Source organism: Abiotrophia sp. HMSC24B09 (assembly GCF_001815865.1).
Classification (GTDB): Bacteria; Bacillota; Bacilli; order Lactobacillales; family Aerococcaceae; genus Abiotrophia.
Map to the genome: position 1 here is coordinate 311,011 of NZ_KV822195.1, position 24,095 is coordinate 335,105.

The 24,095-nt window shown below is 45.0% G+C and carries 15 protein-coding genes; 14 read left to right on the plus strand and 1 reads right to left on the minus strand.

The window, feature by feature from the left end:
• Positions 1–26 precede the first annotated feature (26 nt).
• The 12 genes from recG (at position 27) to HMPREF3093_RS02685 (ending at position 17,718) form a co-directional block, all read left to right on the plus strand.
• Positions 27–2,063 (plus strand): ATP-dependent DNA helicase RecG, encoded by a 2,037-nt coding sequence (gene recG / locus HMPREF3093_RS02630; RefSeq protein ID WP_070755471.1) that lies wholly within the window; start codon positions 27–29, stop codon positions 2,061–2,063.
• Positions 2,064–2,191: 128 nt separating this feature from the next.
• Complete coding sequence (plsX, locus tag HMPREF3093_RS02635; protein ID WP_070755472.1) at positions 2,192–3,211, plus strand: phosphate acyltransferase PlsX; 1,020 nt, start codon at positions 2,192–2,194, stop codon at positions 3,209–3,211.
• A 479-nt stretch (positions 3,212–3,690) separates the two neighbouring features.
• Positions 3,691–3,933, plus strand: coding sequence for an acyl carrier protein (gene acpP / locus HMPREF3093_RS02640; RefSeq protein WP_070755473.1), 243 nt, complete (start codon positions 3,691–3,693; stop codon positions 3,931–3,933).
• A gap of 100 nt (positions 3,934–4,033) precedes the next feature.
• Positions 4,034–5,044, plus strand: coding sequence for an ABC transporter ATP-binding protein (locus HMPREF3093_RS02645; RefSeq protein ID WP_070755474.1), 1,011 nt, complete (start codon positions 4,034–4,036; stop codon positions 5,042–5,044).
• Complete coding sequence (locus tag HMPREF3093_RS02650) at positions 5,044–6,003, plus strand: ATP-binding cassette domain-containing protein (protein WP_070755475.1); 960 nt, start codon at positions 5,044–5,046, stop codon at positions 6,001–6,003. The genes HMPREF3093_RS02645 and HMPREF3093_RS02650 overlap by 1 nt, the downstream gene beginning before the upstream one ends.
• Position 6,004: 1 nt before the next feature.
• Positions 6,005–6,967 (plus strand): oligopeptide ABC transporter permease, encoded by a 963-nt coding sequence (opp4B, locus tag HMPREF3093_RS02655; protein WP_070755476.1) that lies wholly within the window; start codon positions 6,005–6,007, stop codon positions 6,965–6,967.
• A 13-nt stretch (positions 6,968–6,980) separates the two neighbouring features.
• Positions 6,981–7,916, plus strand: a complete 936-nt coding sequence (locus HMPREF3093_RS02660; protein ID WP_070755477.1) for an ABC transporter permease — start codon at positions 6,981–6,983, stop codon at positions 7,914–7,916.
• 195 nt (positions 7,917–8,111) lie between these two features.
• Positions 8,112–9,602 (plus strand): peptide ABC transporter substrate-binding protein, encoded by a 1,491-nt coding sequence (locus tag HMPREF3093_RS02665; protein ID WP_257244482.1) that lies wholly within the window; start codon positions 8,112–8,114, stop codon positions 9,600–9,602.
• Positions 9,603–9,971: 369 nt separating this feature from the next.
• A complete protein-coding gene (locus HMPREF3093_RS02670; RefSeq protein ID WP_070755478.1) occupies positions 9,972–11,717 on the plus strand; it encodes an oligopeptide ABC transporter substrate-binding protein in 1,746 nt (581 codons plus the stop codon).
• Positions 11,718–11,991: 274 nt separating this feature from the next.
• The gene (locus tag HMPREF3093_RS02675) at positions 11,992–13,743 is read left to right on the plus strand and encodes an oligopeptide ABC transporter substrate-binding protein (protein ID WP_070755479.1); all 1,752 of its coding nucleotides are present in this window, start codon (positions 11,992–11,994) and stop codon (positions 13,741–13,743) included.
• Between the two features lie 269 nt (positions 13,744–14,012).
• Positions 14,013–15,764 (plus strand): oligopeptide ABC transporter substrate-binding protein, encoded by a 1,752-nt coding sequence (locus tag HMPREF3093_RS02680; RefSeq protein ID WP_070755480.1) that lies wholly within the window; start codon positions 14,013–14,015, stop codon positions 15,762–15,764.
• 202 nt (positions 15,765–15,966) lie between these two features.
• The gene (locus tag HMPREF3093_RS02685) at positions 15,967–17,718 is read left to right on the plus strand and encodes an oligopeptide ABC transporter substrate-binding protein (RefSeq protein WP_070755481.1); all 1,752 of its coding nucleotides are present in this window, start codon (positions 15,967–15,969) and stop codon (positions 17,716–17,718) included.
• A 103-nt stretch (positions 17,719–17,821) separates the two neighbouring features.
• Here the strand turns inward: HMPREF3093_RS02685 and HMPREF3093_RS02690 are convergent, their stop codons facing one another.
• Positions 17,822–19,570 carry an oligopeptide ABC transporter substrate-binding protein gene (locus HMPREF3093_RS02690; protein ID WP_070755482.1) on the minus strand — a complete coding sequence of 583 codons (1,749 nt, stop codon included), beginning with the start codon at positions 19,568–19,570 and terminating at the stop codon, positions 17,822–17,824.
• Positions 19,571–19,775: 205 nt separating this feature from the next.
• Between HMPREF3093_RS02690 and rnc the strand changes: the two genes are divergently transcribed.
• Both rnc and smc read left to right on the plus strand, forming a co-directional pair.
• A complete protein-coding gene (rnc, locus tag HMPREF3093_RS02695; RefSeq protein ID WP_070755483.1) occupies positions 19,776–20,513 on the plus strand; it encodes a ribonuclease III in 738 nt (245 codons plus the stop codon).
• A 3-nt stretch (positions 20,514–20,516) separates the two neighbouring features.
• Entirely contained in the window at positions 20,517–24,071 is a 3,555-nt protein-coding gene (gene smc / locus HMPREF3093_RS02700; RefSeq protein WP_070755484.1) for a chromosome segregation protein SMC, read from the plus strand.
• Positions 24,072–24,095: the final 24 nt, after the last annotated feature.

Consider the following 24,095-nt stretch of genomic DNA (forward strand, 5'->3'; position numbering starts at 1 on the left):
ACAGACAAGCAGAAAGGAGGGGGCTTATGGGACTTAATTGGTTAGATAGCATTGATCATCTCAAGGGAGTAGGACCCGCGCGCGTCAAGCTCTTCCAACAGGTAGGCGTCTCAACTGTCCGCGACCTCATGTTTCATTTTCCCTTCCGCTTTGAGTCGGTAGCCGTGCGACCTTTGGCGACCATCCTAGATCAGGAGAAGGTCACCCTTAAAGGCAAGGTCGTGACGCCACCTGTGGTAGCCTACTTTGGTGGCAAGAAGAGCCGGGTTTCTTTCAAGCTGGCGGTCAATGACCACGAAATTATTAATGTCTCTTTCTTCAACCAACCCTATCTTAAGCAAGCCATTCAGTTGGGGCAGGAGCGGGCAATTTACGGCAAATGGCAATCCAATCGTCAGACCCTCTTAGGTATGAAGCTGATTCAAGTAGCACAGGAAGGCCAGGACTTTGCACCAGTCTACCATGCTACCAAAGGCCTTAAGCAGAGCGCCATTGTGGCTAGTATTGCGGCCTCCTTCAATCAGTATCAGGAGGCAATTCCAGAGGTCTTACCTCAACATCTCAACGACCAGTATCGGCTACTAGATTTGCCCTTGGCCCTCTATGCCATGCATTTTCCGGCTGATCAAGAGCAGCATCATCAGGCTACACGGAAAATTATCTATCAGGAGTTTTTCCTCTATCAATGGCGCCTGCAAGCGGCCCTCAAGCAGCATGAAACAGAGCCAGGCATCCAGATTCATTATGACAATGACCAACTTAAGACTTGGATTAGCCACTTACCTTATGAGCTAACTCAGGCTCAGAAGCAGGTAGTCAATGAAATCTGTCGCGACCTCATGGCCCAGCACCCTATGCGGCGCATGGTGCAGGGGGATGTGGGAAGCGGGAAAACCCTGGTAGCCTTTCTAGCTATTTTAGCAAGCTTAAGCGGGGGCTTCCAGTCAGCCCTTATGGCACCGACTGAGATTCTAGCCAAACAGCATGCCCAGTCCTTCAACCAGCTCTTTGCCTCTATGGGGATGGAAGCTGCGCTCTTGACCAGTGCTATGACAGCCAAGGCCAAGCAAGCAGTCTTAGACGGCTTGGCTAATGGACAGATTCAGGTGGTCATCGGGACGCATGCCCTGATTCAAGAAACGGTCCAATTCAAGCAGCTGGGCTTGGTCATCATTGACGAACAACACCGCTTTGGGGTAGGCCAACGGCAAGCCCTAGTAGATAAAAATGACAAAATAGCCGTCAACCTACTTCAAATGACGGCAACGCCTATTCCACGTTCCCTAGCTATGACCCTCTATGGCGAGATGCACGTTTCCACCATCGATCAGTTACCTAAGGGCCGTCAGCCTATTACGACCCGTTGGCTCAAGGAAGATCAATTAGAGGAACTAGAAGACCATGTGGCCCAAGAATTAGAGGCCGGACACCAGGTCTACTATGTGCTCCCTCTGATTGAGAGTTCCGAACATTTGGAGCAGATAGAGAACGTGCTAGAGGTGGCAGACCGCTTGGCAGACCGCTTCCCAAACTTTAAGGTCGATGTCTTACACGGCCAACTTAATAAGGAAGAGCAAGAAGCCGTCATGGACCGCTTCAAGCAAAATCAGGTTCAGATTCTCGTGGCGACCACCATGGTGGAAGTCGGGGTCGACGTGCCCAATGCCACTATTATGGTCATTCAGTCAGCCGAGCGCTTTGGCTTGGCCCAGCTCCATCAGTTGCGTGGACGAGTAGGGCGGAGCCAGCTAGCCAGCTACTGTTACCTAATCGGCAGTCCTACAACTGAACAGGGTAAGGAGCGGCTTAAGATTATGGTGGACCACCAAGATGGTTTCCTGATTAGCCGTGAAGATTTGAAGATTCGCGGTATGGGGGACTTGATGGGACGTAGCCAAAGTGGTTTGCCGGAATTCCACTATGCTAATTTGATTGAAGACGAAAAAATCTTAACAGTTGTCCGCAAGGATGTTCAGGACTTACTCAAGCATCCAGAACGCCTATCGGAAGCCGAATGGCAGGCGCTTAATCAATGGAGTCAGACGCAAGCGATTGAGGTCTAGCCAAACTGCCAGATTCCAATCTAGGTTGACGGCTTGGCAGGGACTTGTTATGATGAAAGCACAAGAATTGGTATAGCGATTGCCAAATATTGATAGATATGATTAGTTTATAAGGAGGAAGACAAGGAATGATTAGAATTGCAGTAGATGCCATGGGCGGGGATTTCGCGCCTGAATCAGCCGTAAAAGGGGTGAACCTTGCCATTGCGGCCTTTGATAACATCGAAGTGCTCTTATTTGGCGATCAAGATAAAATTCGCCCATATTTAGAAGCGACAGAGCGGGTCGAAATCATCCATACCCCAGAAAAAATCAATGGGGATGATGAGCCAGTGCGTGCCATTCGCAAGAAGAAGAATGCCTCCATGGTATTAGCGGCGCAAGCAGTCAAGGAAGGCCAAGCTGATGCCTTGCTGTCAGCAGGTAACACCGGGGCCCTCTTAGCCAGTGGCTTACTGATTGTGGGGCGGATTAAGAATATTGATCGTCCAGGCCTTATGCCAGTCTTACCAACTGCTTCTAGTCAACATCCTTACCTGGTCTTGATGGATGCCGGTGCTAACGCTGACTGCAAGCCAGTCAACTTACTGCAGTTTGCGGTTCTGGCTAACTTCTATGCCCAACGTGTCCTGGGCATTGCCCAGCCTAAGATTGGCCTACTTAACAATGGGACGGAAGCTACCAAGGGCAATGAATTGTCTAAGGCGGCCTATGAACTCTTGGCTGCTGAGACTAGCCTAGATTTCTATGGGAATGTGGAGACTAAGACCTTGCTAGATGGCCAGGTTGACATTGTGGTCACGGATGGCTTTACCGGTAATGCCGTATTGAAGACTCTGGAAGGGACGTCTAAGACTCTCTTTAGTCTCATTAAATCCCAATTATTGGGTGGCGGGCTGAAGGCTAAATTAGGAGCGCTCTTAGTCAAAGATGCCTTATCAGGCCTCCGCGATAATTTTGACGATACCAAGCAGGGTGGGGCAGTTCTTTTAGGGGTTAAGGCGCCTGTTATCAAGGCTCACGGATCTTCTAACGAACAAGCCATCTTCAATGCTATTCGTCAGGCTCGCACGATTGTGGAATCTGGCATTATCCAGGAAGCAACTGATTACTTCGGTCAGGAAAAACCAGCTCAAACAGAAGAATAGTCTTATTCGGCCAGGCCCTGTTAGCCTGGTCTTTTTGCATATCAAAAGAAGTTGGGAGCACATCAAAAAGCTTGAAAAATTATTGAGGAATAAAAAAATTAAAAGAAAAGATGATCGGCAGCTTAGGTTAAATTGGTAATCCTATAACGTACCATCACCATCTTGCTTTTCAATATGTATAGCCTATTTCTGGTTAACCCATAATAGGCCATTTATCTTGAAAAACAGGATTATTATAGTGGTCTTTTTTAGAAAGACTAATGGCTGATAGAAGGTAATTTTTAGCTTTATTAGGAATGATTTTGAAGATATCGCTTACTTAGTCGCAATCATGGGCAAAGTCTAAGCAAGTTTTGAGGGATAAATGAGAAGAATGAGAGATTTCATAATTTTCTCTGCTAAAACCATGGACAATTGGCTTAAAACTTAGTAAAATAAGGAAGTGTAGATTTTATGTCATATTGAACGGAGGTGTATGGATGCCCCAGACCCAAGAAGTTTTCCAAACAGTCCAGCGATTGATTGTTGAACGATTTGGTTTAACTGAAGACAAGGTCACCAATGAGATGACCTTTGAAGATCTCGGTGCAGACTCAATTGACGTCTTCGAACTGATTATGGAGCTCGAGGACACCTTTAGTGTTCAATTTGAGGATAATCGTATTGAAGCCCTTAAGAATGTAGGCGAAGTGGTCACTTATATCGACCAGCTTACTCCCTAAGAACTGAAAAGACGATGAAGTCGGCACGCTCTATCTATGCAGTGCTACTTTTTTTACTTAGATGAAGACATAAAACATGATCACGAATGGAGGAACTAGAATGGATAACGAAAAAGTTATTCTAGATGTAAAGGACTTACACGTTGGATTCCGCGTTAAGGATACCTTCTACAATGCAGTAGACGGCGTTAGCTTTACCTTATCAAAGAATGAAAAATTAGCCATTGTTGGGGAGTCAGGCTGTGGGAAGTCAACTCTTGCCACTTCAATCATTGGTTTGCATAATCCTCGCAATACTAAGATTGAAGGCCAAATTAACTACCGTGGCGATAACTTAGTAGAATATACTGAGAATCAATATAACAAAATCCGTGGGAACGATATTGGGATGATTTTCCAAGATCCATTGGCATCGCTCAACCCATTGATGACCATCGCAGCACAAATTGATGAAGCCCTCTACTACCACACCAAACTCAACAAGGAAGAACGTCAAAAACGTGTCTTAGAGCTCTTGGATCAAGTAGGGATTGTTAACCCAGAGCGGACTGCTCGTCAGTATCCACACGAATTATCTGGGGGGATGCGTCAGCGGGTTATCATCGCCATTGCCTTGGCATGTAAGCCACCCATTATTATTGCTGATGAGCCTACTACCGCTTTGGACGTAACTATTCAAGCTCAAATCTTGGACTTGATGAACGACATCCAGAAGGAGACCGAAGCAGGGATTATCCTCATTACTCACGACTTAGGGGTCGTAGCTGAGACAGCTGACCGCGTAGCCGTTATGTATGCGGGTCAATTCGTTGAAATTGCACCTGTAGAAGAACTCTTCAACAATCCGCAGCATCCATATACACGTTCACTCTTGCGTTCAATTCCGCAAACCAGTGAATTAGAAGGTGGCTCTGACAAGCTTCACGTTATTCAAGGGGCGGTACCACCATTAACTAAGATGATTCGGACAGGCTGTCGTTTCGCACCACGTATTCCTTGGATTGCGGAAGATGCCCACGAAGAAAACCCAGGTTTACACGAAGTATCACCAGGTCACTTTGTCCGTTGTACTTGTTACAAACATTTCCATTTTGAAGGGGAGGAGAACTAATGGCTGAATTTATGCGCATTGAGGACCTAAAAGTCCACTATCCTATTCGGTCTGGTTTCCTGAACCGCGTGACCGATTATGTCTATGCTGTAGACGGCGTCAACTTGACCTTAGAAGAAGGTAAGACTTATGGCTTGGTTGGTGAATCAGGTTCTGGTAAGTCTACCATCGGGAAGGCCATCATTGGTTTAGAGAAGATCACCTCAGGGAAAATTTACTATGAGGGTGAAGAAGTCTCTAAAGCAGCACGTCATCGCCGTTCTAACTACCGTCACAACGTGCAAATGATCTTCCAAGATTCCCTCTCTAGCTTCAACCCTAAACGTCGGATTACCGACATCTTAGGGGAGCCAATGCGGAACTTCCTCAGCTTAACGCCTGATGAAGAGAAAAAGCGCAAGCTGGAGCTCTTAGATATCGTAGGGTTATCGGAAGAAGCACTCTACAAGTACCCACATGAGTTTTCTGGTGGTCAACGTCAGCGGATTGGGGTAGCACGTGCTGTGGCCCTCAACCCTAAATTAGTCATTGCCGATGAGCCAGTTTCGGCCTTAGACTTATCTGTTCAAGCCCAAGTTCTTAACTTCATGAAGCAGATTCAAGAAGAATATAATGTAAGTTATCTCTTCGTTTCGCACGACTTAGGTGTCGTTAAGCATATGTGTGATGAAATTGCCATTATGTACCGTGGTCGCTTCACTGAGTACGGGACACGTGATGATATCTATGATAATCCTCGTCATATCTATACTCGTCGCCTCTTGTCGGCTATTCCAGAAATGAACCCTAATAATCGTGAGCAAAACAAGCTCAATCGTTTACGGGTTGAGAAGGAATACCGTGAGAATGCGTCACTTTATTATGATGAGAACGGTCGCGTTTACGATCTTAAACCAGTTTCTGAGACTCACTCTGCAGCCCTCAGAACGGTAGAATCTGACAAAGGAGGCGAGCTCTAAAATGTGGAAAGCGATATTTAGACGATTCTTATTAATGATCCCACAACTTTTGGCACTCAGCGTCTTAGTCTTCTTCTTAGCAGAATTAATGCCAGGGGATGCCTTGACAGGCTTGATTGACCCTAAAATTTCGGCTGAGCAAATTGAAGCCATGCGGGAAAAATTAGGCTTGAATAAACCGGTTTGGGAACGCTATATTAACTGGATGGGTGGTATGCTCCAAGGTGACTTTGGTCGTTCCTTTGCCCACAAGCAACCAACTCTATCCATTATTGGGGAGCGGATTTGGCCTACGGTCTGGTTATCACTTCTGACAACGATTATCACCTATGCAATTGCTCTACCTTTAGGGATTTTATCAGGTCGTTATAACGGAAGTTTCTTCGAAAGAGCCGTTAACTTCTATAACTTCTTTACTTATTCAATCCCAATCTTCGTATTGGCCTTGATGTTCTTGTGGCTCTTTGGCTATACCTTAGGTTGGTTCCCAACCCGTGGTACAGTAGCATCTGGTTTACAACCGGGTACATTGGATTACTTATTATCACGAATTTATCATATGCTTCTACCAGCTATCACTTTAGGGATTTTAAGTACGACTTCTACTATACAGTGGTTACGGTCAGGAATTGTAGATGCTAAGTCGGACGACTATGTTCGGACTGCCCGTGCCAAAGGGGTACCTGAGCGTGTTATCTATAACAAGCACATTTTGCGAAATGCTTTACTGCCAATCGCTGCCTTCTTTGGTTATGTCATTACAGGTCTTTTCAGTGGGGCAATGATTACGGAGCAAATCTTTACCTATCAAGGGATGGGACAACTCTTCTTTAGTTCTGTAGTAGGCCGTGACTATAGTGTCATGATGACCTTGGTTCTCTTCTATGGCTTTATGACACTACTAGGTGGGCTCTTGTCTGATATTATTATGGTATTCGTGGATCCACGGGTACGCTTAGACTAGGAGGTGAGAGAGCATGACAAAAGATAAAAGCAAAGATTTAGAAAAAGATCAAAGTAAAGATTCACAGTCTCTCCCACCAATGGGTTTTGAAGTAATCAAACGTGAATTTATGAAGGACAAGCTAGCCTTACTATCACTCATTGTCTTTATTTTGATTCTCCTTTTCTTGTATGTAGCTCCATTCTTCCTCAACTTAGAATCGGCTACTAAAGTTCAGATTTTCAATCGCTACATGGCGCCAGGTTCAGTGACCGATACGGGTCATACCTACTTACTGGGTGCTGACGAAGGTGGGCGTGATGTTCTAGCCCAGTTAATTTTAGGTGGGCGTAACTCTGTCAGCATTGCCATGATTGTAACAGCCGCTACCATGATTATCGGTCTAGTAATTGGGGTGATTTCTGGTTACTACGGTGGACGTGTTGATAACTGGGTGATGCGCATTGTCGACTTCTTCATGATTATTCCGGGCTTCATTATGATTATCACTTTGAACACCATCTTCAAAGTAAGTAATATTTATGGGCTCTGCCTAACTTTCATTATCATTGGCTGGACTGGTTTTGCTCGTCTCTTTAGAACACGAACCTTAAGTGAAGCGTCTAAAGATTATATTAGTGCCTCTAAGACCATGGGGACACATGATTGGAAGATTATGTTCAAGGAATTGCTACCTAACATTTCTTCTATCATCATTACCCAATTAGTCCTAGTTATGGCTGGTAATATTGGTTTGGAAACTGGGCTCTCATACCTAGGTTTCGGTTTGCCAATTGGGACACCGTCACTAGGGACCTTAATTGGGGCCGCTAAGACCGCTGACATTATCGAGAACAAGCAATGGGTATGGCTGCCAGCCGCGCTCTTCATTCTCGTCTTAATGCTCTGCATTAACTATATTGGTCAAGCCTTGCAACGTTCAACGGATGCCCGTCAACGTTTAGGTTAATAGATAAACTGAGCCTTAGGGCTCAGTTTTTTTTGTGCTTATTGTTATGTTTTTGATCTAAGAAAGGAAGAGTGACATCATAATGTGATATAGTCTTTCGCTATAGTAGATTATAGTAAAAGCGTCTTTGACTATCAATAATAAAAGTCTTAAACTAGTCCCTAACATATCTTTTAGCCCTAAGGAGGTTGACTTATGACTAGAATCAAGACTATTTTTCGTTTCTTACTAGCTCTAGGACTTACGGCCAGCACGCTCTTAACAGCTCAGCAGGCCACGATATCAGCGCAAGAAGTAAGCCTTAATCCTGCCATTGAACAGAAATTAAGTATTCCAGCCCCGTCTGAGTTGGCCACCTTGGATTCAGGCCTCTATTCAGATATCGCCAGCATGGATGTCATTGGACAAGTTTTTGAAGGTCTCTATCGAATTAAGAATGCGCAAGAAGTAGAACTGGGGCAGGCAGCTTCCGTTAAGGTCAGTGAGGATGGCCTAACCCACACCTTCACTCTACGCGATGATATTTATTGGTCCAATGGTGATCCGGTCAAGGCACAAGACTTTGAGTTGGCCTTCCGTCGCCTAGCGGATCGTCAAGCTGGGACTAGCGTGACTTCGATTGAAATTCTTAAGAATGGGGCAGCTATCCGTAATGGTGACAAGCCTGTCGAAGAATTAGGGGTCAAGGCTATTGATGACAAAACCCTGGAACTAACCCTTGAATATCCCGTGCCGGCCCTAGCTAAGATTCTAACAGGTTCACGCTATATGCCGATTAACAAAACCTTCTTCCAAGAAAAAGGGGATAGCTATGGGACCACAGCAGAGAATGTGGTAACTAATGGGCCCTTTACGATTCAAGGATGGAATGGGACCAACCTAGAGTGGGACTTAGTTAAAAATCCTCAATACTGGGATGCCAGTCATGTTTATCTGACTCAGGTGCATCAACAAGTCATTAAGGAGAATTCGACTGGAGCAGATTTATTTGATAGTAATCAGTTGGACTTCACGACCTTATCCGACCAATTTGTCCAAGAATACTCAGGTGCACCAGACTTCCACAGTATTCCCAAAGCGACAATCGGTTACCTTAGTTTCAATACGACTCGTCCGACAACAGGCAATGCGGCTCTCCGTCGAGCTATTGCCCAGGCATTTGATAAGCAAGTCTACGCTGATTCCGTTATTCAGGATGGCTCTCAACCACTTAACAATTTAGTGCCTAAAGCCTTCGATGTCAATGAGTCTGGTGAAGATTACCAAGAGCAGGCCGGACCAATGTTGACTTACGATGTCCAAGCAGCACAAGCTGATTGGGCTAAAGCTAAGGAAGAACTTGGCCAAGAGACGATTGAATTACAACTCTTAACGTCAGATGTTGGCCTCTCCAAACGAACAGCAGAATTTCTCAAGGAAGAGTTGGAAAAGAATTTACCAGGTCTCAAGTTGAGCGTCCTTTCAGTGCCACTTAAGAACCGCTTGGAAATTCAACGTAAATTGGACTATGATATTTTCTATGGGACTTGGACGCCTGAATATCAGGATGCGGTTAACTTTATTGAACAGTACAAGACAGGTGGCGGGACTAACTTCGCCAAATATGCTAATCCTGAATTTGATAAGTTAGTCGAATTAGCACGCAATGACTATGCAAAGATCCTGCCAAGCGCCGCGAAACCTTAATTGAGGCAGAAAAAATCTTAGTCAAAGAAGATGGCGTGGTCGCCCCAATCTATCAAGCCAGTGCAGCCTACTTACTTAAGCCAAAGGTTAAGCAATTTGAAGTGTTGCCTTTTGGCCGATCCAATAACTTGCGTCCAGTTTATATTGATGAGTAGGGACACGAAGACTAAGAGCCTTGCATGTATTTAAGGATGATTTGTCTACCAAAATCCACTTTCTCAGGCCAAATATAGTCAGATTTGACCTAAATAAATTTTTCCCTACAAAAACATGAATATAAAGTGAGAAAATTATAATAAAACGCTTGCTATTCCCTAGCAAAAAGGGTAGAATAGGAGCATATAAAATAATATCCATTGGGGGTACAATATGAAGAAGTCTATGAAGAAGAGCTTAGCTTTAGTAGCTGCTGCTTTTACTGTAGCTGGTGCTTTTGCGCCAACCTTGGCTCACGCTGAAGGCGTTAATTTACCAGAAGTGGTAGATAACGAAGGCACACCAATTTCAGGTGGAACTTTGAAAGTTGCCTTAGTAGGGGACCCATTTGCGGGTGTCTTAAGCCAACTCTATTATGAAACAGGTCCAGATGGCGATGTTGTTGAGAACTTTACAACTGGTTTATACAGTTTTGATGAGAACTTTGTCATCACTAATGATGGTTTTGCTAAGTTGACCTTTGATAAGGACAACAAGAAAGTAACCATCAAAATCCCTGAAAACACTAAATGGGATGATGGCGAGCCATTAACTATCGATGACGTTATCTATCCTTACTATGTTGTAGGTCACAAAGACTACACTGGTATTCGTTATGGCGATGACTTTGAGAACGTTGTAGGGATGGCAGAATACCATGAAGGTAAAGCTGAAGAAATCTCAGGTCTTAAGCGTGTTGATGACTGGACCTTAGAAGTATCCTACAAGGAATTCCCAGCTGGTATGTTACAAGCAGGGGGCGGTGTTTCTCAATATATTGCACCTAAGCACGTTCTTGAGAAAATTCCAGTTGCTGAACAAGAAGATTCAGATGCAGTTCGTAAGAACCCAGTAGGGAACGGGCCTTTCCGTGTTAAATCGGTTACACCAGGGGAATCTGTTACTTTCGAAGCCAACGAATACTACTACAAAGGCAAGCCAAAAGTAGATGGTATGCAATTAGATGTAGTCAACCCTTCAACTGCTGTTTCAGAAATGAAGGCGGGGAACTACGATATCGCTAAGTTGACTTCTGATGAATACCCAACTTATGCGGACGCAACTAACTTCAAGACCTTAGGTCACTGGCAAAACGCTATGAGCTACATCGGTTTCAAGATGGGTAAATGGAACGCTGATAAGAAGGAAGTTGAGTACGACCCAAGTCGCGTTGTCTCTAATAAAGCTCTCCGTCAAGCTATGGGTTACGCTGTTGACAACGATGCAATTGGTGAGAAGTTCTACAACGGTTTACGTACACGTGCTAATACCACTATTCCTCCTGTCTTTAAGGGCTACAATGATGGTTCTATCGAAGGTTACACCTACCAACCAGAAAAATCTAAACAGATCCTTGCAGATGCTGGGTTCGTTGACAAAGACGGTGACGGTTTCGTAGAAGATCCAAACGGTAAGAGCTTCACCCTTAAATTTGCTTCTATGCAAGGGGGCGCAACGGCTGAACCAATCGCTCAATACTACATCGACTCTTGGAAACAAGTAGGGATTAACGTTGAGCTTGTAGACGGTCACCTCATGGAATTCAACGCCTTCTACGACTTGCTCAAAAAAGATGGCGATGTCGATGTCTATCAAGCAGCCTTCGGGGTAGGTGGGGATCCAAACCCAATTAACTTGTTTGGTCGTAAGGCAGCCTTCAACTACACTCGTTGGGCGACTGAAGAGAACGACAAGCTCTTGGATGCTTTAGGTTCTACGGAATCCTTCGACGAAGCATTCCGTAAGAAAGCCTTCACTGACTGGCAAAAATACTTCACTGAAGAAGCACCTGTTGTTCCAACTCTCTTCCGTCAAGAGTTAGTGTCAGTTAACAACCGTGTGAAACACTATGACTTCAAAGTGGGTTCAACATTTGACCTTTCTGAAGTTGAATTAACTGCTGATCAACCAGTTAAATAATTCAGATTAATGAAAAGAGACTAGGACATTTGTCCTAGTCTCTTTTGCATCTGAGCAAGTTAAGAGGGGATTTTAACAAGAAAAATACCGAAAGAATTGATTGGTTCAGAAATCGTTACCATATCCTTTATCAAGGGATTTAGTTAAGGTTTAATATGAGTATATGATAAGCCGAAGATGAGAGAACGATGAAGAAATCTCTTGCTATTTTCTCAGTTATCAGTTATAGTATCCTTAATCGTATTGTCTAAGCCAATATGAAGGAGGAAATCTTATGAAAAGTTGTATTAGCAAGTCCTTGACTGCATTGGTAGCAGGATTATCTGTGGTCGGCATGCTGGACCCTTGGGCAAGTGCTCAAGCTCAAGATGCTAATTTATCTACAGTAATCGATAATGAAGGGACACCGATTTCAGGTGGGACCCTCAAGTATGCCATGGTTGGGGATCCATTCTCAGGTGTTCTATCTCCACTCTACTCTGATAACGGCAAGGACTATGAAATTGTTTCGATGTTTTCTCCTAACTTGTTTGGGAATGACGCCAACTATAAGTTAGATGACTCTGGCTTTGGTAAAATCAAGTTCGACAAGGATAACAAGAAGGTAACCATCACCATTCCGCAAGGAACTAAATGGGATGATGGTGAGCCAATCACTATTGAGGATGTTATCTATCCTTACTACGTCATCGGTCATAAGGACTATACGGGTGTCCGTTATGGTTCTGACTTCCAAAATGTCGTGGGGATGGAAGAATATCACGCAGGTACAACCGATACTATTTCAGGTTTGAAGAAGGTTGATGATTATACCTTAGAAGTGACTTATAAGAAATTCTCCAACTCTATGCTACAAGCTTGGGGTGGGGTAAGTAACTATCTGATTCCTAAACATGCCTATGAGAATATTCCAATTAAGGAACAAGCAGACAGTGACCTTATGCGTAAGAATCCGGTTGGTTTTGGACCTTTCAAGGTTAAGTCCATTACGCCAGGTGAATCTGTCATCTTAGAAGCCAATGAATACTACTACAAGGGCAAGCCTAAGATTGACACAGTTCAAATGGATGTAGTCAACTCTTCAACCGCTGTCTCCGAGATGAAGGCCGGCAACTATGACATAGCTAGTCTACCTGCTGATTCTTACAGTACCTATAAGGATGCTACTAACTTCAAGACTATTGGACAAGTAGAGAATAGAGTTCAATATCTTGGTTTCCACTTAGGTAAATGGAATGCTGATAAGCAAGAAGTTGAAGTAGATGAAAGTAAGATTGTCAATAACAAGAGTCTGCGACAAGCCATGGGCTATGCTGTAGACAATGGCGCAATCGGTCAGCGTTTCTATGAAGGATTACGTTGGCAAGCCAACTCGCCAATTCCGCCAACTTTTAAGGATATTGCGGATAGCAGTCGTGAAGGCTATACCTACCAACCTGAGAAAGCTAAGCAAATCTTAGCCGATGCTGGTTTTGTGGACAAGGATGGCGATGGTTTTGTAGAAGATCCTAAGGGTAATCAATTTAGCCTCAAGTACTTGGCTATGTCAGGGACTGATGTGGCTGAGCCAATCGCCCAATATTATGTAGATTCTTGGAAGCAAGTCGGCATTAATGTCGAACTCTATGAAGGTCGCTTGCATGAGTTTAACTCCTTCTATGATCTCTTAGGGACGGATGCGGACATTGATGTCTTCTCAGCCTCTATGGGCTTTGGTGGGGATCCAAACCCTGCCTTTATGTTTGGCCGTAACGCCCAATTCAACTTTATGCGTTACGCTAGTGAACAGAATGATAGCTTGCTCAAGGACATCCGCTCTGATGCTTCCTTTGATGCGGATTACCGTAAGGAAGCCTTCAAGAAATGGCAAGATTTCATCATGGATGAAGTGCCAATGGTGCCAACGCTCTACAGTTACCAGTTAACGACATTCAACAACCGGATTAAGCACTATGATGCAACTCCAGGGGCTGACTTCGACTGGAACCAAGTAGAATTAACAGCAGATGAACCAATCAAAGAATAAGTGAACGAAAAGGCTGGGAATATCCCAGCCTTTCTTGTTTTGTCTAGCTAAGTGAGAGACGACTTCTCACCACAAAAAATAGAAGAACATTTAGTCTCTTTTGGAAATCGTTACCATATCTTTTATGAAGGGATTCATCAAAGGTTTAATATGAGGATATGATAAGTTGAAGATGAGAAAACAATGAAGAAACCTCTTGCTATTTTCTTATTTATCGGGTATAGTATCCTTAATCGTAATGACTAAGCCAATATGAAGGAGGAAATCTTATGAAAAGTTGTATTAGCAAGTCCTTGACTGCATTGGTAGCGGGATTGTCTGTAGTTGGCGTGTTGGCCCCTTGGGCTAGTGCTCAGGCCCAAGATGCTAATTTATCTACAGTAATCGATAATGAAGGGACACCGATTTCAGGTGGGACCCTCAAGTATGCCATGGTTGGGGATCCATTCTCAGGTGTCTTATCTCCGCTCTACTCCGATAACGGCAAGGACTATGAAATTGTCGGCATGTTCTCACCTAACTTGTTCGGGAACGACGCCAACTATAAGTTAGACGACTCTGGCTTTGGTAAGATTAAGTTCGACAAAGATAACAAGAAGGTAACCATCACCATCCCGCAAGGAACCAAATGGGATGATGGCGAGCCAGTGACTATTGAGGATGTTATCTATCCTTACTATGTCATCGGTCATAAGGACTATACCGGTGTCCGTTACGGTTCTGACTTCCAAAATGTCGTAGGGATGGAAGAGTACCACGCGGGTACCACTGATACCATCTCTGGTTTGAAGAAGGTAGATGACTATACCTTAGAAGTCACCTATAAGGAATTCTCTAACTCCATGTTGCAAGCTTGGGGCGGGGTAAGTAACTATATGGTTCCTAAGCATGCCTATGAGAATATTCCAATTAAGGAACAAGTGGACAGTGATGTGGTGCGTAAGAAACCAGTTGGTTTTGGGCCTTTCAAAGTTAAGTCCATTACGCCAGGCGAATCGGTTATTTTAGAAGCCAATGAATACTACTACAAGGGCAAGCCTAAGATTGACACAGTTCAAATGGATGTGGTTAACGCATCAACTGCTGTTTCTGAGATGAAGGCTGGTAACTATGACATAGCCAGTCTACCTGCTGATTCTTACAGCACCTATAAGGATGCTACTAACTTTAAGACTATTGGCCAAGTAGAGAATACAGTTCAATACCTAGGTTTCCATTTAGGTAAATGGAATGCTGATAAGCAAGAAGTTGAAGTAGATGAAAGTAAGGTTATTAATAATAAGAGCCTTCGTCAGGCCATGGGGTATGCTGTGGACAATGGCGCAATTGGTCAGCGTTTCTATGAAGGTTTACGTTGGCAAGCTAACTCACCAATTCCACCAACCTTCAAGGATATTGCGGATAGCAGTCGTGAAGGCTATACCTACCAACCTGAGAAAGCTAAGCAAATCTTAGCCGATGCTGGTTTTGTGGACAAGGATGGCGATGGTTTTGTAGAAGATCCTAAGGGTAATCAATTTAGCCTCAAGTACTTGGCTATGTCAGGGACTGATGTGGCTGAGCCAATTGCCCAATATTATGTAGATGCTTGGAAGCAAGTCGGCATTAACGTCGAACTCTATGAAGGCCGTTTGCATGAGTTTAACTCCTTCTATGATCTTTTAGGGACAGATGCAGACATTGATGTCTTCTCAGCAGCCATGGGCTTCGGTGGGGATCCAAACCCAGCCTTTATGTTTGGTCGTAACGCCCAATTCAACTATATGCGTTATGCTAGTGATCAAAATGATAGCTTACTCAAAGACATCCGCTCTGATGCTTCCTTTGACGCGGATTACCGTAAGGAAGCCTTCAAGAAATGGCAAGACTTCATCATGGATGAAGTCCCAATGGTGCCAACCCTCTATCGGTACCAGTTAACATCCTTTAACAACCGGATTAAGCACTATGATGCAACTCCAGGGGTTGACTTCGACTGGAACCAAGTAGAGTTAACAGCAGATTCACCAATAAAAGAATAAGTAAACGAAAAGGCTGGGATCTTCCCAGCCTTTCTTCTTTTGACAGGGTAAAAATAGTAGTGAAAATGGCCATTTGATGGCTTTCAAAAGAAAAAGATGATACGTAAATTAAAAAACGGTGAAAAAACTATTGCTTTTTCATAGGAATAGGAGTATAGTAAACTCAATCATAAAATGATACCTATGTTTGGAGGAGAAAAACATGAACAAAACCTTTAGAAAAAATCTTGCCCTCATGGCCACGGCCTTATCAGTCAGCGCCATTATGTGGCCTTCAGCTATTGCCGTGGCTGAAGGCGCCAATCTACCATTATCAGTGACTAACGAAGGAACTGCGATTGATGGTGGAGTATTCAAATATGCCTTAGTTGGGGATCCCTTCTCTGGTGCACTCAGCAGCCTCTATGCTGAGAAGTCTAATGACATGAGAATTACTGAATTCTTCAACCCAGGCCTCTACGGTTCTGATGGCGACTATAAGATTGACGATTCTGGTTTGGCTAAGTTGACCTTTGACCAAGCTAACAAGAAAGTCACTATCAAGATTCCGGAAGGCGTGACCTGGACAGATGGCCAGCCCCTCACCATTGAAGACGTCATCTACCCTTACTACGTAGTAGGGCACAAGGACTATACCGGTATCCGTTATGGTTCTGACTTCAAGAACGTCGTCGGGATGGAAGAATACCATGATGGTAAATCTGACACCATCTCTGGTCTTAAGAAGGTAGATGATTATACCTTAGAGATTAGCTACAAGGAATTCTCAGCTTCCATGCTCCAAGCAGGTGGTGGGGTATCCTCCTACGTCGAACCTAAGCACATCTTAGAGAAAACACCAATCAAGGAACTTGAAGATAGCGAACAAGTTCGGACTAATCCAGTCGGCTTTGGGCCTTTCAAAGTTAAATCCATCACCCCTGGCGAGTCCGTTGTCTTCGAACGGAATGACAACTACTACAAAGGCAAGCCTAAATTAGCAGGCCTACAAGTCGATGTAGTTAACGCCTCAACTGCTGTATCAGAAATGAAGGCAGGTAACTATGACTATGCGTCATTACCAGAGGATGCCTACAACACCTATAAGGATGCAAGCAACTTCAAGACCTTAGGTCGTCTGACAAACGTCTACAGCTACATTGGTTTCCACGTTGGGACTTGGAATAAGGAAAAAGAGCAAGTACAACCAGATGACAGTAAGCCAGTATCCAATAAAGCGCTCCGTCAAGCCATGGCTTATGCGATTGACAATGACGCCATTGGCCAACGTTTCTACGAAGGCTTACGGGTGCGGGCTAACTCTCCAATTCCATCCATGTTTGCAAGCTACAATGATGGTAGTATCGAAGGTTATACCTACCAACCAGAGAAGGCCAAACAGATCTTGGCAGATGCCGGCTTTGTCGACAAAGATGGCGATGGTTTCGTAGAAGATCCTAACGGTAAGAGCTTCAAGCTGACCTTTGCTTCTATGTCAGGTTCTGATGTAGCTGAACCAATTGCACAATACTATGTTGATGCTTGGAAACAAATTGGGGTAAACGTTGAACTCTATGAAGGTCGTTTGCTTGAGTTCAACACCTTCTACGATCTCCTAGATAAGGATGCAGACATTGATGTCTTCCAAGCTGCCATGGGGGTAGGGGGCGATCCAAACCCATCTACTCAATTTGGTCGCGACAACCAGTTCAACTCTATGCGTTGGGCAACGGAAGAGAACGATAAACTTCTAGCAGCTATTAACTCTGATGCTGCCTTCGAAGATGCAGCCCGTAAGAAAGCCTATGATGATTGGCAAAAATACGTCATCGACGAAGCGCCTGTTATCCCAACGCTCTACCGTCATACCCTTGTTTCAATTAACAACCGGGTTAAGCATTATGATATTACCCTAGGTTCTGGCACTGAATGGGAAGAAGTAGAATTGACTGCTGATCAACCTGTCAAAGAATAGAACACAAAAAGATGCAAAGGCTTTCCAGTCTTGCATCTTTTTTGTTTACATAAAAATAGGCTAGGATTATGAGTGATAATCCCAGCCTAAGGCAGTAGCCTAATTATTTGATTGGTTCGTCAGCCGTCAATTCTAACTGTTCAATCCCGAAGCTTGTGCCGTTCGCAACATCATAGTGTTTAACACGGTTGTTAACAGAACGGATACCGTAACGGTAGAGGTAAGGAATAGCAGGAAGCTCTTCGTTGGTGTAAGCTTGCCATGCGTGGAAGGCTTCCTTACGGTAGGCTTCATCGAAGGCCTTGTCAGAAGAGAGGGCTTCTAGCAATTCTTCGTTCTTGTCGTCAGCCCAACGTTCGTAGTTAAATGGCGCTTTCTTACTATAGAAACCAGTTGGATTTGGGTCACCACCGGTACCCCAAGCCCCTTCGAAGACATCAAATGATTGATCATCGCTGCGGAGCATATCAGCATAGGAGTTAAAGTCATAGAGTCGACCGTCTAACAATTCAACATTAATCCCCACTTGCTTCCAAGAGTCAACTAAGTAAGACCAGAGTGGTTCAGCAATATCGCTAGAACTACGAGCTAAGAATTTGAGGGTGAATGGCTTACCGTTAGGATCCTCTACGAAGCCGTCGCCATCTTTATCGACAAAGCCCGCATCAGCTAAGATTTGTTTAGATTTTTCTGGGTCATAAGTAAAGCCAGGAAGATCTGAAGCGTGCACGCTCTTGAAGAGGGAAGGAATCAAGGTGTTAGCGCGGAAGCGGAGGCCGCTGAAGAAGCGTTGACCAACAGCATCTGCATCGAAGGCGTAAGCCATGGCTTGTCGTAAAGCCTTATTTTGGATGACCTTGCTGGTATCCATTTCAACTTCTTCCTTATCCTTGTTCCAGCTACCGAACTTAAAGCCGATGTAGGAATAGGTGTTTTCAACTGTCCCAATAGTCTTGAAGTTGGTGGCATCTTTAAAGGTATCGTATGCATCAGTTGGTAATTCAGCCAAGTCGTAGTTACCAGCCTTCATTTCAGCTACGGCAGTAGATGGGTTAACCACCTCAATGACAGCACCGTCAACTTTTGGTTTGCCCTTGAAGTAGTATTCGTTGGCTTCTAAGACAATGGCTTCACCTGGTGTGATAGATTTGACGCGGAATGGGCCCATGCCGACTGGATTTACGCGTACTTGGTCGCTATCGGCAATATCCTTAATGGCAATCTTGTCATAAATATGTTTAGGTTCTACGTATGGAGAAATCCCGCCCCCAACTTGCTTCATAGAAGCTGAGAAGGTTTGATAGCTGATTTCTAAGGTATAGTCGTCAATTTTCTTAAGACCTGAAATAGTATCCGTCTTGCCTTCGTGGTAGTCTTCAATCCCGACTACGTTTTTAAAGTCATCCCCATAGCGGATACCTGTGTAGTCCTTATTGGCGATGATGTAGTAAGGCGCGATGACGTCATCGATAGTAAGAGGTTGACCATCCGACCATTTTTGGTCTTTACGAATGGTGATGGTAACTTTTTTGTTCTCAGGATCTAGTTTGGCACTTGCTAAACCAGTATCCTTAATTTGAAGGTTTTCGTCATATTCGAAAAGCCCAGTGTTGATATAACCCACGACGCTCAAGTCAGTCGATTGGTCAGCCACGAGAGAGCTGAAGGCACCAGAAAATGGCTCGCCGGCTACCTCCGCAATTTTCAAAGTCCCACCTTGAATAGGGGTTCCTTCGTTGTCGACGCTTGTTTCAAGAGCAACTTGTGCATTAACTGCAGGGCTGATGGTCCCTGCCAAGGTAAAGGCAGCCAGGCCTAAAATCGCTGCTTTACGCAGTACGGAATGATTCATTTATATCCCTCCACAAAATAATTAATTGTAAGATACCGTAACAGTTTACTCCTATTTTCAAACCTTTTCAAGGTAATGTAAGCGAATAGCCTATGTTAAATAACTATTAGACCTTATAGTTTTAGATTATAGCGCGACTTCCCTTTGTCAAAAGGGGGTCAAACGTGATAAAATAGATAGGATGATACAGAGGAGGTGAATGGCTATGAATCGGACCATTCGTGTAATAGAGAAGCAGCTGAATCTGACTTTCAATAAGCCGGAATTAATTCAACAAGCCTTTCGCCATACATCCTATGCAAATGAACAAGCCAGACGCCATTTGCCGCATTATGAGCGCTTGGAATTTTTGGGTGATGCCGTTTTAGAACTGCTATCTAGTGAATTTCTCTATCACAGCTATCCAAACTTACCCGAAGGCAAATTAACTCGTATGAGAGCTCAAATCGTTCAAGAGAAGAGTTTGGCCTACCTAGCCCGACAACTTAAGTTCAACCACTTCCTCCAATTAGGTAAGGGGGAAGAGTCAAGCGGTGGTCGGGAGCGTGACTCCATTCTAGCTGACTGCTTCGAAGCGGTTCTCGGCGCAATCTATGAAGATCAAGGCTTAGAGGTCGCCAAAGACTATCTCAACCGGGTTATGTTCAGTCAACACCAACTCTTGCTTGGCAGAGTAACTCAAGACCACAAGACCCTCTTCCAAGAGCGAGTTCAAAAGCAAGGGACGGTTCAGATTGACTATCGCCTCAAAGATAAGCAGGGTCCTGCCCACGACCAAATTTTTACCGTAGAGCTCTATGTCAATGACCAACTCATTGCCACGGGCCAAGGTTCCAGCAAGAAGCAAGCTGAAATGCAGGCGGCTGAGTTGGGTATGGCATCCGTAGATCCAAAAACCGGCAGCCTCAAGTTGCCAAATTCAACACTAAAAAAGGGAGGTTAAGCCTTGTATTTAGCACGTATTGAAATGACAGGTTTTAAGTCTTTTGCCGATAAGACTGTCATTGAATTTGACCGCGGGATGACGGCGGTCGTCGGCCCTAATGGGTCGGGCAAGTCTAACCTCTCGGAAGCCATTCGCTGGGTCTTAGGGGAACAATCCGCTAAGAGCTTACGAGGCAATAAGATGGAGGACGTCATCTTTAACGGGACCCAAGCCCGTAAGGCGGTCAACCTAGCTAAAGTCACCCTGGTCCTCAATAACGAAGACCGTTACTTGGACTATGATTTTAGCGAAATCTCCATTACGCGTTCCTATAACCGTAATGGGGAATCTCAGTACTTCATTAATAATGAAGCGGTCCGACTCAAGGACATCGTCGATTTACTTCTAGACTCTGGTTTGGGTAAGAATAGCTTTGCCATGATTTCCCAAGGTAAGGTGGAGTCCATCTTCCTCAATAAGCCAGAAGAACGTCGCTCTATTTTTGAAGAGGCGGCTGGGGTCCAGAAGTATCAATTCCGTAAGCAAGAAGCTGAGCGCAAACTCAGCAAATCCAGCGACCACCTTAGCCGGGTGCGGGACATTATTCATGAGTTGGAGCTTCAACTCAAGCCGCTCAAGCAACAACAAGAAGCAGCCTTGCTTTATTTGGAACAGAAGGAAGCCCTCAAGCAATTAGAGATTTCCCTCTATGTCTATCAGGTTGAACAATATCGTGATGCCTGGCAAGCGGCCAAGGCTAAGAACCAGGCCGTCAGCCAAGAATTAGCTCAAGTAACTGCCCAGTTAGAGGCCTTAACCGCCCAACTGGAGCAAGAACAAGCTAGCTTGGAAGATTATATCCAACAAATCGATCAAGCATCAGAACGCAACCAAGCTCAGGTTCAAGTAATTGAACAGACCAGGGCCAAGCAACAAATGCTGGACCAACAAATCCAGTTCAACACTTCCAATTTACATGAGAAGCAACTAAGCTACCAACAACATCAAGCGGAGGCTCAAGCCCTAACTGAGCGCCTATCAGCCTTGAAGGAAGAAGAAGGCAAGGTTCAGTTGGAACTGGCAGAAATCAAGCAACATCTGGCCAAGCTGGAATCCGAGCGATCCAGCCTTACGGGTCTGTCAGAAGACCAGGCCGAGCGCCTGCGGGCAGACTTAATTGATGCCTATCAGGCTGAAGCCAGTGCTAAGAACCAGTTGGCTCACCAAGAACAAATTAAGCAACAAGCCCAAGCACGTCTGGCTCATTACCAGGCTCAGGCTGCTCAAGCACAAGCGGATCAAGGAGACTTAGAGAGTCAATACTTGGAGGCGCAGGAACGCTACGAGAGCAGTCGTGAGACTCAAGCCAGTGCCCGTCAAGCCTTCCAGACCCTCAATGAACAGTTGCGTCAAGGAAATAGCCAACGTGAAGCCTTGCAGGCCAAACTCTTCCAATTTGAGCGCCAAAGCCAGATGCTAGATGCTAAGGTTCAATCCTTGGCCCAACTCCAAGCAGACTATGCGGGTTATTACGCAGGCGTCAAAGCCATTATGAAGCGTAAAAAGCAATTGCAGGGAATTGAAGGCACAGTGGCAGACCTGATTAAGGTACCAGCTGACTACCAAGTAGCCATTGATACGGCCCTAGGTGCTAGTGTCCAACACGTAGTAGTCACAGATGATGCGGCTGCCCGGGCGGCCATTGCCTACCTTAAGCAAGCCCAAGCAGGGCGTGCTACCTTCCTGCCTCGTGCCAGCATGAAGGCCCGCCATCTAGGGGCTGGACAAATCCAAACAGCTAGCCAGACAGCTGGTTTTATTGGCCTAGCTTCTGATTTAGTGGAGTTTGACCCAGCCAATCAGATCATTGTGGCCAATTTGTTAGGGACTACCTTGGTCTGTGACCGTATCGAAGCGGCCCAAAGCCTTGCCAAAGCCCTTAAGCATCAGGTCAAGATTGTCACCCTGGATGGAGAAGTCCTCATGCCGGGTGGTTCCATCACAGGTGGACGCCTGAAGCAACAAACTAGCTCCATGTTAGCTCGTAACCAAGAGTATGAAGCAGCCAAGGCCGACTTGGCGCAAGTCATCAAGGACCGAGCTCAGGCGGAAGCTGAATGGCAAGCTTTCCAAGTACAAATTCAAGACTTGCAGGGGCAGGTGGAAGCCGCTCGACTGAACATGAGTCAGGCGGATTTAGCCTTCCAACAAGCCCAAGAAGGCTTAGGTCACTTGGCTAGCCAAGTTAAGCATCAGTCCCAACATCAATTGATTGCCCAAGACGAAGTCAGTCAGCTAAGCCAGACTATTGCCAATGCGGAAGCCCACTATGAGCAAGCTCAGGAAGACTTAGTGGCAGCCCAAGCGGCTATTGCCCGTCTCAGTCAGGATTTACAACAATTGAACTTGAGCGAAGAGGATCGTCAACAGCAACTACAAGTTCTAGATGCCTCGCTATCCCATTACCGGACTCAAGAAGCCGTTAAGCAAGTAGAAGTGCGGCAGTTGCGACATGACCTGGCAACAGCTAAGAGTCAATTAGAGGAACGTCAGAATTTTCTTATGCAGTATGAGAATCTGGCAGACCAGAATACTGCCGATTTAGCTGAATTAGAGCGTCAATCGGCTGATTTGCTAGAGCAATTAGCGGACTTAGAGGCCTCGGCTCAGGAGCAACAGGCGGATCTGGCAGCATTAAGAGAAGCGCGGCGGGTTCTCAACGAGACCTATCGGGCTCATGAACAAGAAGATCGCCAACTCCAAGGTCAGCTTCAACAACTTTATAAGGATGAAGCGCGAGCACAGGCTCAGATTGAGAAAAATGAATCCCTGATTGATTCTCACTTGGATTATTTAAGCCAAGAATATCAACTGACCTATGAAGCAGCCAAGACAGAAGCTAGCCAGTTAGATGATGCCAGTCAAGTCAGCCAGCAAGTTAAGGAAATTAAGCGCCAGATAGACAATCTTGGTCCGATTAACTTGGCGGCCATTGACGATTATGCTGCCCTAGATGAGCGTTACACTCATTTACGGGAGCAAGAAACCGATCTGCTGACTGCTATGGGACAATTACAAGAAACCATGGATGAGATGGATGCGGAAGTAATCAAGCGATTCAGCGAGGCCTTCCATCAAATCAACCAACAATTCCAGAAAATCTTTAAGAAACTCTTTGCTGGTGGGGAAGCCGCCCTGCAATTGACTGATCCAAGTGATTTGTTGACAACAGGGATTGACATTATTGCTCAACCGCCAGGCAAGCGTAAGCAGCATCTAGCCCTCCTATCTGGGGGCGAGCGGGCCTTTACTGCCATTGCGCTCTTGTTTGCCATTCTGGAGACGCGTCCTGTTCCCTTCTGTGTCTTGGACGAAGTGGAGGCGGCCTTGGATGATGCCAACGTCTTCCGTTATGGCCAATATCTGCAGAACTTTACTGAAAATACGCAGTTCATCGTCATTACCCACCGTAAGGGGACTATGGAACATGCCGACGTGCTCTATGGGGTTACCATGGAGCAATCAGGTGTCTCCAAGTTGGCTTCGGTGCGCTTGAGTGAAGCCAACTACGACTAAGTATTAGATTCAAACCTATTTATA

Coding starts and splice junctions, on each gene's coding strand:
- recG (WP_070755471.1), top strand. CDS start 27: ATGGGACTTAATTGGTTAGATAGCATTGATCATCTCAAGGGAGTAGGA.
- plsX (WP_070755472.1), top strand. CDS start 2,192: ATGATTAGAATTGCAGTAGATGCCATGGGCGGGGATTTCGCGCCTGAA.
- acpP (WP_070755473.1), top strand. CDS start 3,691: ATGCCCCAGACCCAAGAAGTTTTCCAAACAGTCCAGCGATTGATTGTT.
- HMPREF3093_RS02645 (WP_070755474.1), top strand. CDS start 4,034: ATGGATAACGAAAAAGTTATTCTAGATGTAAAGGACTTACACGTTGGA.
- HMPREF3093_RS02650 (WP_070755475.1), top strand. CDS start 5,044: ATGGCTGAATTTATGCGCATTGAGGACCTAAAAGTCCACTATCCTATT.
- opp4B (WP_070755476.1), top strand. CDS start 6,005: ATGTGGAAAGCGATATTTAGACGATTCTTATTAATGATCCCACAACTT.
- HMPREF3093_RS02660 (WP_070755477.1), top strand. CDS start 6,981: ATGACAAAAGATAAAAGCAAAGATTTAGAAAAAGATCAAAGTAAAGAT.
- HMPREF3093_RS02665 (WP_257244482.1), top strand. CDS start 8,112: ATGACTAGAATCAAGACTATTTTTCGTTTCTTACTAGCTCTAGGACTT.
- HMPREF3093_RS02670 (WP_070755478.1), top strand. CDS start 9,972: ATGAAGAAGTCTATGAAGAAGAGCTTAGCTTTAGTAGCTGCTGCTTTT.
- HMPREF3093_RS02675 (WP_070755479.1), top strand. CDS start 11,992: ATGAAAAGTTGTATTAGCAAGTCCTTGACTGCATTGGTAGCAGGATTA.
- HMPREF3093_RS02680 (WP_070755480.1), top strand. CDS start 14,013: ATGAAAAGTTGTATTAGCAAGTCCTTGACTGCATTGGTAGCGGGATTG.
- HMPREF3093_RS02685 (WP_070755481.1), top strand. CDS start 15,967: ATGAACAAAACCTTTAGAAAAAATCTTGCCCTCATGGCCACGGCCTTA.
- HMPREF3093_RS02690 (WP_070755482.1), bottom strand. CDS start 19,570: ATGAATCATTCCGTACTGCGTAAAGCAGCGATTTTAGGCCTGGCTGCC.
- rnc (WP_070755483.1), top strand. CDS start 19,776: ATGAATCGGACCATTCGTGTAATAGAGAAGCAGCTGAATCTGACTTTC.